Genomic DNA, 9403 nt, shown 5'->3' on the forward strand with positions numbered 1-9403 from the left:
CTGCGCGGCGCCTTGACGTGACCTAGTGGAGGATCCAGACCACCGGGGCCGCTGCCGTGAGGGGGAGGGCGACGCCCGCTGTGAAGTGGACGAACCTCGACGGGTAGTCGTAGCTCGCCGCGCGGTGGCCTGCGAGGGCGCAGACCGCGGCCGACGCTCCGATCAGCGCACCCTTCGCGCCCAGCCCCGTCATACCGCCCACCGCGATGCCCGCACCGGCCGCGGCCAGCAGGGACACGACCACCGAGGCCGGGGTCGGCAGGGGCAGCGCCCGTGCCAGGACGGCCACCGCGACCGCGGCCGCGCCGACCGACACCGCGTCGGGGTCCGCGCCCAGGTACCCCGTCGCGATGATCGCCAGCGCGGAGGAGGCGACCGTGGCCATCAGGCCGTACATACGGGTGTCGGGGTCCGCGTGCGAGCGCAGCTGGAGGACGAGCGTGAGCAGGACCCAGATGCCCAGCGGGCCGAGGATCGCCGCCGGGGCCTGGTCGCGGCCCGCCACCAGGACCGCCACGTCCGCCGTGACCCCGCCCAGGAAGGCGAGCGCGATGCCCTGCCGGGCCGGCCACATGCCGTTCAGGCGGAACCAGCCCGCCGCCGTCACGGCCTGGAGGATCACCAGGGGGACGAGGAGGGCGTACGACGAGATCGGCGCCGTCACCGCGAGCAGCAGGCCCAGCACCGCCGTGAGCAGCGCCGGCTGCATGCCGGGCTCGATGATCGGCGAGCGGCCCTCCAGCCGGGCCCGCTGGGCGTCCGTGATGCGCGCGTTGCCGGCGAGGGTGGCGGGACCGTAGCCCGAGTCGGTCTCGGCGGGAGCAGGCGCAGGGGCGGCGGGAGGGGCACTGTACGCCTGCGGCGGCTGTTGCTGCTGCTCGGCGAGGTACGGCCGTTCGTACGACTGCGGCGGCAGGTACGCCGTCTCCGCGGCCTGCACCGGGGCGTGCGTCTGCGTCTCCCAGGTCTGGCCCTGCCACTGCTGCGTGGCGTACTGCTGCTCCTCGTACCCCCACTGCGGCTGCGCAGGGGGCTGCGCCTGCTGCTGGTAGGGGTCGTATCCCTCGTACGGCTCGTACGGCTGGTTGGTCATCGCTCTCGCTCACCCTCCTGCGAACGGCGGGAGCACCTCGACCGTGCCGCCCTCGGCCAGCCGTACCGTCTCATGTCCGCGCATGCCCACGGGGTCACCGTCGATGAGGAAGGAGCATCGCCGCAGGACCCGCGCCAGTTCCCCGGGGTGTCGCGTGCGCACCGCGGCCAGCGCCTCGGCGAGGGTGTCCGCGTCGTACGGCTCCTCGGCGATGCCGGCCGCGGCCTTCGCGGCGGCCCAGTAGCGCACCGTGACCTTGGGCATGCGGTTCCTCAAGAGACTCGATGAGAACAATCAGTCGGCTGTGTACCTGTGTACTGGGTCAGGCTAGCCCGCCCGGGACGCCGCCCAGTCGCCGATCCTGGCCAGCAGCGCATCGTCCGCCGCGTGTTCGGCGTGGCCCATGCCGGGCTCCAGCCAGAGCTCGGCGGCGCCACCTGCGGCGTCGGCCAGCATCCGGGGGTGGTCGACCGGGAAGTAGCCGTCGCTGTCGCCGTGCACGATCAGCAGCGGGGTCGGGGCGATCTTCGGCACCGCCTCCACCGGGGAGAGCGGCACCGGGTCCCAGTCGCGGTGGTGGATCCGGGTGTGGAAGCCGTAGCGGCCGACGAGACGGCCCTCCGGTCTGGTGACCAGCCAGTGGAGGCGGCGCATGGGGGCGGTGCCCCGGTAGTACCAGCGGGCGGGGGACGACACGGAGACGACCGCGTCCGCACCGGCGTGCAGCGCCGCGTGCCGCAGGACCACCGAGCCGCCCATCGAGAAGCCGACGGTGACGACGCGCGCGTGGCCGAGGTCCCGGGCCCAGGCCACCGCCGCCGCCAGGTCGAGGACCTCGCGGTCGCCGACGGTGGTGCGGCCGCCGGACCGGCCGTGGCCGCGGAAGGAGAAGCTGACCACCGGCGCGTAATCCGTCAGGGCGGCCACCACCCGTCGTACGTGTGGCCGGTCCACGTCTCCCGTGAAACCGTGGGCCATGACGAACACCAGGTCACGGGAAGGTGGCCGGGAGCCGTCGTATACGACGGAGGCGGGATCGTATACGGAATCGATGGAAACCCCGTCGTCCGTGCACAGAAACGTCCGCATAGAGGCGTTTCTGGTCGTCTCATATGTCGGACGAACGGCGGAACGTGCCACATGACCTGCCGGACCGATGCTCATGTGGGCTATTCTGCTGGGCAGAGGACTCGGGCAGCGCCGCCACCGGGTCCTTTTGTGCTTTCGGAAGGGCTGTATACGAAGCGGGAAACTCCAGGTGACCGCGGATGTACGGAACATCGGGAGCGCAGCGCAGTGTCATTGCACACAGTCCTCGCAGGGACCGAGGAGGAACCAGACAAATGAGTTCTCTGCTGCTCCTGACCAACGCCCTCCAGCCGTCGACGGAGGTGCTGCCGGCCCTCGGGCTGCTCCTGCACAACGTGCGGGTCGCACCGGCGGAAGGGCCCGCCCTCGTCGACACCCCGGGTGCCGACGTCATCCTGATCGACGGCCGCCGTGACCTCCCGCAGGTCCGCAGCCTCTGCCAGCTGCTCCGCTCCACCGGCCCCGGCTGTCCGCTCATCCTCGTCGTCACGGAGGGCGGGCTCGCCGCCGTCACCGCCGACTGGGGCATCGACGACGTCCTCCTCGACACCGCGGGCCCCGCCGAGGTCGAGGCCCGGCTGCGGCTGGCCATGGGCCGGCAGCAGATCGTCGCCGACGACTCCCCCATGGAGATCCGCAACGGCGACCTGTCGGTCGACGAGGCGACGTACAGCGCGAAGCTGAAGGGACGGGTCCTCGACCTCACCTTCAAGGAGTTCGAGCTGCTCAAATACCTCGCCCAGCACCCCGGCCGGGTGTTCACTCGTGCACAGCTGCTCCAGGAGGTCTGGGGCTACGACTACTTCGGCGGCACCCGGACCGTCGACGTACACGTACGACGGCTGCGCGCCAAGCTCGGCGTGGAGCACGAGTCCTTGATCGGAACCGTCCGGAACGTCGGTTATCGATTCGTTACGCCCGAGAAGGGCGACCGGGCCGCTGAGGCCGCCAAGGCGCACGCCGACCGGCCAAAGCCGGAGGATGCGGACGCATCGGCGGCCCTGGACGCGGTCGAGGTACCGGCGGAGGCGTAGTCGTCGTCCGGGCGAGGCGTGGCCCTCGCCCGGACGGGGCATTGCTTACGCAAGCGAAGCTTCGATTCGCCCTGCCCAGAGCGGGTCCATCCGCGTAGACTCCGCGCGTGGCCAAGGTGACTCGGGATGATGTGGCGCGGCTGGCGGGGACTTCCACCGCCGTTGTCAGTTATGTCATCAACAACGGACCCCGGCCGGTCGCCCCGGCCACGCGCGAGCGTGTCCTCGCGGCGATCAAGGAACTGGGGTACCGCCCGGACCGGGTCGCCCAGGCGATGGCATCCCGGCGCACCGACCTCATAGGCCTCATCATTCCCGACGCCCGCCAGCCGTTCTTCGGCGAGATGGCGCACGCGGTCGAGCAGGCCGCGTCCGAGCGCGGAAAGATGGTGCTGGTCGGCAACACCGACTACGTCGGCGAGCGCGAGGTCCACTACCTGCGCGCGTTCCTCGGGATGCGGGTCTCGGGCCTCATCCTCGTCTCCCACGCGCTGAACGACCTGGCCGCCGCCGAGATCGAGGCCTGGGACGCCCGGGTGGTGCTGCTGCACGAGCGGCCGGAGGCGATCGACGACGTGGCCGTGGTGACGGACGACCTCGGCGGCGCCCAGCTCGCCGTCCGCCATCTGCTGGAGCACGGCTACGAGTACGTGGCCTGTCTGGGCGGTACGGCGGAGACGCCGGCCGTCGGCGACCCGGTCTCCGACCACGTCGAGGGCTGGAAGCGGGCGATGGCCGAGGCGGGCCTGCCGACGGAGGGCCGGCTGTTCGAGGCGCCGTACAACCGGTACGACGCGTACCGGATCGCCCTGGACATCCTCTCCGGCCCCACCCGCCCCCCGGCGATCTTCTGCTCCACCGATGACCAGGCCCTCGGCGTGCTGCGGGCGGCGCGGGAGCTGCGCATCGACGTGCCCGGGGAGCTGGCGGTGGCCGGCTTCGACGACATCAAGGAGGCGGCGCTGGCGGATCCCCCGCTCACGACGATCGCCTCGGACCGCCCTGCGATGGCCCGTGCGGCGGTGGACCTGGTCCTCGACGACGGCCTGCGCGTGGCGGGGTCGCGGAGGGAACGCCTGAAGACGTTTCCGTCGCGGCTGGTGGTGCGTGGGTCCTGCGGGTGCCAGTAGTACTTCGGCGAACCGTGCGTCGTGGTTGCTCGCGCAGTTCCCCGCGCCCCTAAAGGGGCGCTCAGCGCAGCGCCCTGCTTTTAGGGGCGCGGGAACTGCGCGACCAGCCCCCACCGGCCCGCGCCCGAAAATCCACAGCAAGAACTTCATGAACGGCGTCTGAGAACCGTCCGCGACCTGCGAGAAGGTTCCTTATATCGGGCAAACGAGCTTCTCGCGGCGTTCTCAGCGGGCACTCAGGGAGCTCTCATGGTCACGGGACAAGCTATTTGTCATGACCGAGAGCTTCCGCCGCAGCGGCGAGTACGAGAACCCACAGGGTCCCCAGGGTGACGCCTACCAGGGCGCGTACCCCCAGCAGCAGCACGCCTCCTCCCCCGTGAACCCGGAGTGGCCGCCCCCGCCCACCCACCAGCCGGCGCAGCAGCCGGTGACCGTGGAGCCGGCGGCCGACGGCGGCCAGGGCGGCTACGGCGGCGGTACGGCCGTACTCCCTACCGTCGGCGCCGACGCCGAGCACCCGGCGGAGCACCCGGAGCACGGCATGCACTCGGCACCCAAGAAGCGCACCCGCGGCCCGATAGCCCTCCTCGCCGCGGTCGCCATCGTCGCGGCCGCCGTCGGCGGCGGCACCGCGTACGCCTTCCAGGAGCTCACCGGCAAGAACAACGTCGTCTCCAGCAGCACCACCACCAGCGTGGTGCCCTCCAGCAAGAAGGGCGACGTCGCGTCGATCGCCGCCGCCGTCAGCCCGAGCGTCGTCGAGGTCAACGCGACCCTCAGCAACGGCACCTCCACCGGCTCCGGCGTCGTCATCACCAGCGACGGCGAGATCGTCACCAACAACCACGTGATCTCCGGCGCCCAGTCGGTCAAGGTCTCCACCAGCGACGGCAAGTCGTACACCGCGAAGGTCGTCGGCACCGACAGCTCCAAGGACCTCGCCCTCCTCAAGCTCGAAGGCGCCTCCGGCCTCCACCCCGCCACCCTCGGCAACTCCGACGGGGTCCAGGTCGGCGACACGGTCGTCGCGATCGGCTCCCCCGAGGGCCTGACCGGCACCGTCACCAGCGGCATCGTCTCCGCGCTCAACCGGGACGTCACCGTCTCCACCGACGAGGGCCAGCAGCAGCAACAGCAGGGCGGCGGCAGCGGCCAGTGGCCGTTCTCCTTCGGCGGCCAGCAGTTCAACGGCGACACCGGCTCGTCCACCACGACCTACAAGGCGATCCAGACCGACGCGTCCCTGAACCCCGGCAACTCCGGCGGCGCGCTGATCGACGCCAGCGGCGACATCGTCGGCATCAACTCCGCGATGTACTCGGCCAGTTCCGACTCCTCCTCGTCCTCCTCGGACGCGGGCAGCGTCGGCCTCGGCTTCGCCATCCCGATCAACACCGTCAAGTCCGACCTGGCCAAGCTGCGGTCGGGCTCCACCAGCTGAACCACCGGCACCAGAGCAAGGGAGTACGTCATGATCAAGCAGGTTTCGCACACGATGTCCGCCGACAGCCCGGCCGGTGTCAGCCTGGCCCTTGCCGTGGCGTACGAGCTCCACGCACCGACGGAGGCCGTGGTGGCGCCGACCCCGGCCCCGCGCGCCCCGGAGTCCATGGTGGCTGCTGCGCCCCCGGCCCCGCGCGCCCCGGAGGTCGTGCCGGCCCCGCAGCTGATGGGCCTGCGCACCTCGGCGGCCCGGCCGCACCAGCGCAAGGTGCCGCTGAGCCGCATGACCCTGGTACGCGGCTAGGGGCGTACCGCCCCACCAGCGTGCATACCCGACAGCCGAGAAACATGCGAGGCTGAGAGGCGTCCCGACCAAGACCCACCGCACCCCGAGGAAACGCGAGCGATGAGCCCCGCCGATGGCGACCGTGAACCCCAGCGCATCCTGATCGTCGACGACGAGCCGGCCGTACGCGAAGCCCTCCAGCGCAGCCTCGCCTTCGAGGGATACGAGACCGAGGTCGCGGTCGACGGCGCGGACGCGCTGGAGAAGGCGACGGCCTACAAGCCGGACCTGATCGTCCTCGACATCCAGATGCCGCGGATGGACGGCATGACGGCCGCCCGCCGCATCCGCGGCGCCGGCGACACCACCCCCATCCTGATGCTGACGGCCCGCGACACGGTCGGCGACCGCGTCACCGGCCTCGACGCGGGGGCCGACGACTACCTGGTCAAGCCGTTCGAACTGGACGAACTCTTCGCCCGCATCCGCGCTCTCCTCCGCCGCAGCTCCTACGCGGCCACGGTCGGCGACGGCGTCCAGGAGGACGAGGCGCTCACCTTCGGCGACCTTCGCATGGACCTCGCGACCCGCGAGGTCACCCGGTCCGGCCGCCAGGTCGAGCTGACCCGCACGGAGTTCACGCTCCTGGAGATGTTCATGGCCCACCCGCGCCAGGTCCTCACCCGCGAGCAGATCCTCAAGGCCGTCTGGGGCTTCGACTTCGAGCCCTCGTCCAACTCCCTGGACGTCTACGTCATGTACCTCCGCCGCAAGACCGAGGCCGGCGGCGAGCCCCGCCTCGTCCACACCGTGCGCGGCGTCGGGTACGTCCTGCGCCAGGGCGGCGCGGAGTGAACAGGCTCACCGCCCGCTTCCGCGCCCTCCCGATCCGCGCCCGCCTGTCGATGCTGGTCGCGGCGGCGGTGGCGTTCGCGGTGGCGGCGGTTTCGGTGACCTGCTGGTTCATTGTGCAGGGGAAGCTGTACGACCAGCTTGAGAGCGACCTCCAGAAGGTGCGGGGGCCGGCGAACATCGTCGCCCAGAACGCCCTCATCGACTGCACCAGCACGGTTCAGGACACCAACGGCCTGCGGATCGGGTACGGCCAGGTGGTCAAGACGGACGGCACGTTCTGCCTCACCCACGACGCCACGGGCGTGATCAAGGTCAGTCAGGCAGACAAAGACCTCATCAAGGCGGGGAACACCAACACCCTGTACTTCAGCAACGGCACCGACGCGGACGGCAACCCGCTGCGCGTGATGACCCAGGTGTTCGCCACCGAAGGCGGCTCCCACGTCGGTCTGCTCACCGCTGTCCCCCTGAAGGGCACCCAGGACACCCTCAAAGACCTCGCCCTGATCCTCCTCCTCGTCTCCGGCATCGGAGTCGTCGGCGCCGGAGCCGCCGGCCTCGCCGTCGCCCGGGCCGGTCTCCGCCCCGTCGACAAGCTCACGGAGGCCGTCGAGCACGTCGCCCGTACCGAGGACCTGAGCGTCCGCATCCCCGTGGAGGAGGAGTCGGACGACGAGATCGCCCGCCTGTCCCGCTCGTTCAACAGCATGACCAGTTCTCTGGCCAGCTCCCGGGAGCTCCAGCAGCAGCTCATCGCGGACGCCGGCCACGAACTCCGCACCCCCCTCACCTCCCTCCGCACCAACATCGAACTCCTCACCCGCAGCGAGGAGACGGGCCGCCCGATCCCCCCGGCGGACCGCAAGGCGCTGCTCGACTCGGTGAAGGCGCAGATGACGGAGCTGGCGTCGCTGATCGGCGACCTCCAGGAGCTGTCCCGCTCGGAGGGGCAGCGCGGTGAGCGCGTGCAGATCGTGGCGCTCCAGGACACGGTCGAGGCAGCCCTGCGCCGTGCCCGCCTGCGCGGCCCGGAGCTGACGATCACGGCGGACGTCCAGCCGTGGTTCGTCCGGGCGGAGCCCTCCGCCCTGGAGCGGGCGATCGTCAACATCCTCGACAACGCGGTGAAGTTCAGCCCCGAGGGCGGCAAGATCGAGGTCGCCCTGGAACGCGGCGTCCTCACGGTCCGCGACCACGGCCCCGGCATCGCCGAGGAAGAACTCCCCCACGTCTTCGACCGCTTCTGGCGCTCACCGAGCGCGCGGGCCCTGCCCGGCTCCGGTCTCGGCCTCTCCATCGTGGCCCGCACGGTCCAACAGGCCGGCGGCGACGTCACCCTGGCCCGCGCCAACGGCGGCGGCACGGTGGCGACGGTACGACTGCCGGGGGTGTCGGCTCCGCCGCCGGAGCCGACACCATAATCAACGGGGTTGCGGAAGCCGTCGCCAGCGTGCTCGTAGCTGAGGTCGACATGGGTCGGCATGCCCGGCTCGGCCGCGATCCGGTTGAGAGCGTCGATCAGACCATGTTGGCCGACGCAGGTAGTGTCGTGCTGGCGGCCCAGCGGACCGGTGAGACCCAGATCGGTCAGCTGTCCGGGGCGGAGACGATCTGCACGTTCCCGCCATGGCGCTTGTGTTTTCCGGACCACCACAGGGTCTGCGCCGTTGGGGCCGGGGGCGCCTACGGCTCCTCCTGAGGCTCTGTAGGCGGCTCGACTCCCATCCAGAAAAGCTCTTCCACGATGATCTGGGGGTCTTCGAGACGGGGTACGAACGTGTACTTGAGCCAGCCGTTCTCGTAGTCGAAGAAGAGCACACGAGGGCCCTTCGGATCACTGGATCGGACCGGCGTGACCGTCATTCCGTTGGGGAGGCAGGCGTCCGTCTCGATACCTCGGAAATAGGGATCCTTCGTGGTGACCAACTCAGCCCGCGCCGCGCGGACGATCTCACGAACGTGGCCGGGCAGTGCCTCGTAGGCGGCAAGGGCATCAAGCCTCAAGTCCATCTGCCAAGGCGGCCCCATAAACCCGTCGGTCACTCGCCGGGCTCCAGTTTCCGCACTCGGTGACGGATCTTCGAGGCCTCTTCGAGAAGGGCCCTGGCTTCGGCGCCGTCAGTGGACTCCGATGCCCGGATTTCGAGATCGTGCACATGTGCGTCCAGCTCGGGATCGCGGGCGAGGGCGTACTCACCCCACCAGAAGGCCATGAACGCCGGCACAGGGGGGAGGTTGAAGGTGTCGGCACTTGAGGCGATCGCCCTTTTCCAGTGCCTGTCGAAGTCCGGGAGCAGCACGGGAGCATGCTCGGCGATGGCCGCGCGCAGCGCTTTCGGCGTCCGCTCCGGCATCGGCGGGATGACCTGGTCGTTCTCCGTGGCGCGAGCGGTCATGACCGATGCCCTCCTTCGGCGCTTCAGGTCTACGACCATAGCCGCCCCGCACTCCGTGGATCAGTCGTTCGTGT

At 70.5% G+C, this 9403-nt stretch carries 11 protein-coding genes; 6 read left to right on the top strand and 5 right to left on the bottom strand.

Annotated elements, in window-relative coordinates; all coding sequences use genetic code 11:
• Positions 1-22 precede the first annotated feature (22 nt).
• From ACFY6U_RS27240 to ACFY6U_RS27250, 3 genes are all read right to left on the bottom strand, one after another.
• On the bottom strand, positions 23-1093 hold the full coding sequence (locus ACFY6U_RS27240) for a hypothetical protein (RefSeq protein ID WP_390042317.1): 1071 nt from the start codon (positions 1091-1093) through the stop codon (positions 23-25).
• Between the two features lie 9 nt (positions 1094-1102).
• A complete protein-coding gene (locus tag ACFY6U_RS27245; RefSeq protein WP_390042318.1) occupies positions 1103-1357 on the bottom strand; it encodes a MoaD/ThiS family protein in 255 nt (84 codons plus the stop codon).
• Positions 1358-1420: 63 nt separating this feature from the next.
• Positions 1421-2257, bottom strand: coding sequence for an alpha/beta hydrolase (locus tag ACFY6U_RS27250; RefSeq protein ID WP_390042320.1), 837 nt, complete (start codon positions 2255-2257; stop codon positions 1421-1423).
• 179 nt (positions 2258-2436) lie between these two features.
• Between ACFY6U_RS27250 and ACFY6U_RS27255 the strand changes: the two genes are divergently transcribed.
• From ACFY6U_RS27255 to ACFY6U_RS27280, 6 genes are all read left to right on the top strand, one after another.
• Positions 2437-3216: a response regulator transcription factor gene (locus ACFY6U_RS27255; RefSeq protein WP_294005126.1), complete on the top strand. Its 780-nt coding sequence runs from the start codon at positions 2437-2439 to the stop codon at positions 3214-3216.
• Between the two features lie 107 nt (positions 3217-3323).
• Entirely contained in the window at positions 3324-4346 is a 1023-nt protein-coding gene (locus ACFY6U_RS27260) for a LacI family DNA-binding transcriptional regulator (protein WP_390042321.1), read from the top strand.
• Positions 4347-4620: 274 nt separating this feature from the next.
• Positions 4621-5790, top strand: a complete 1170-nt coding sequence (locus ACFY6U_RS27265) for a S1C family serine protease (RefSeq protein ID WP_390042323.1) — start codon at positions 4621-4623, stop codon at positions 5788-5790.
• Between the two features lie 30 nt (positions 5791-5820).
• Positions 5821-6096: a hypothetical protein gene (locus ACFY6U_RS27270; RefSeq protein WP_390042325.1), complete on the top strand. Its 276-nt coding sequence runs from the start codon at positions 5821-5823 to the stop codon at positions 6094-6096.
• A gap of 102 nt (positions 6097-6198) precedes the next feature.
• Positions 6199-6933 (top strand): response regulator transcription factor, encoded by a 735-nt coding sequence (locus tag ACFY6U_RS27275; RefSeq protein WP_390042327.1) that lies wholly within the window; start codon positions 6199-6201, stop codon positions 6931-6933.
• The gene (locus tag ACFY6U_RS27280) at positions 6930-8354 is read left to right on the top strand and encodes an ATP-binding protein (protein WP_390042329.1); all 1425 of its coding nucleotides are present in this window, start codon (positions 6930-6932) and stop codon (positions 8352-8354) included. The genes ACFY6U_RS27275 and ACFY6U_RS27280 overlap by 4 nt, the downstream gene beginning before the upstream one ends.
• A 262-nt stretch (positions 8355-8616) precedes the next feature.
• Here the strand turns inward: ACFY6U_RS27280 and ACFY6U_RS27285 are convergent, their stop codons facing one another.
• Together ACFY6U_RS27285 and ACFY6U_RS27290 are read right to left on the bottom strand one after the other, a co-directional pair.
• Positions 8617-8976: a hypothetical protein gene (locus ACFY6U_RS27285; RefSeq protein WP_390042331.1), complete on the bottom strand. Its 360-nt coding sequence runs from the start codon at positions 8974-8976 to the stop codon at positions 8617-8619.
• A complete protein-coding gene (locus tag ACFY6U_RS27290; protein WP_390042333.1) occupies positions 8973-9329 on the bottom strand; it encodes a DUF6247 family protein in 357 nt (118 codons plus the stop codon). Before ACFY6U_RS27290 ends, ACFY6U_RS27285 begins: the two co-directional genes overlap by 4 nt.
• Positions 9330-9403 lie beyond the last annotated feature (74 nt).

The organism is Streptomyces sp. NPDC013157 (assembly GCF_042899865.1).
GTDB lineage: Bacteria > Actinomycetota > Actinomycetes > Streptomycetales > Streptomycetaceae > Streptomyces.

Excerpts from the sequence above, each read along its gene's own strand:
- ACFY6U_RS27245 (WP_390042318.1), bottom strand. The coding sequence starts at position 1,357 with ATGCCCAAGGTCACGGTGCGCTACTGGGCCGCCGCGAAGGCCGCGGCC.
- ACFY6U_RS27265 (WP_390042323.1), top strand. The coding sequence starts at position 4,621 with ATGACCGAGAGCTTCCGCCGCAGCGGCGAGTACGAGAACCCACAGGGT.
- ACFY6U_RS27250 (WP_390042320.1), bottom strand. The coding sequence starts at position 2,257 with ATGAGCATCGGTCCGGCAGGTCATGTGGCACGTTCCGCCGTTCGTCCG.
- ACFY6U_RS27240 (WP_390042317.1), bottom strand. The coding sequence starts at position 1,093 with ATGACCAACCAGCCGTACGAGCCGTACGAGGGATACGACCCCTACCAG.
- ACFY6U_RS27270 (WP_390042325.1), top strand. The coding sequence starts at position 5,821 with ATGATCAAGCAGGTTTCGCACACGATGTCCGCCGACAGCCCGGCCGGT.
- ACFY6U_RS27290 (WP_390042333.1), bottom strand. The coding sequence starts at position 9,329 with ATGACCGCTCGCGCCACGGAGAACGACCAGGTCATCCCGCCGATGCCG.
- ACFY6U_RS27255 (WP_294005126.1), top strand. The coding sequence starts at position 2,437 with ATGAGTTCTCTGCTGCTCCTGACCAACGCCCTCCAGCCGTCGACGGAG.
- ACFY6U_RS27275 (WP_390042327.1), top strand. The coding sequence starts at position 6,199 with ATGAGCCCCGCCGATGGCGACCGTGAACCCCAGCGCATCCTGATCGTC.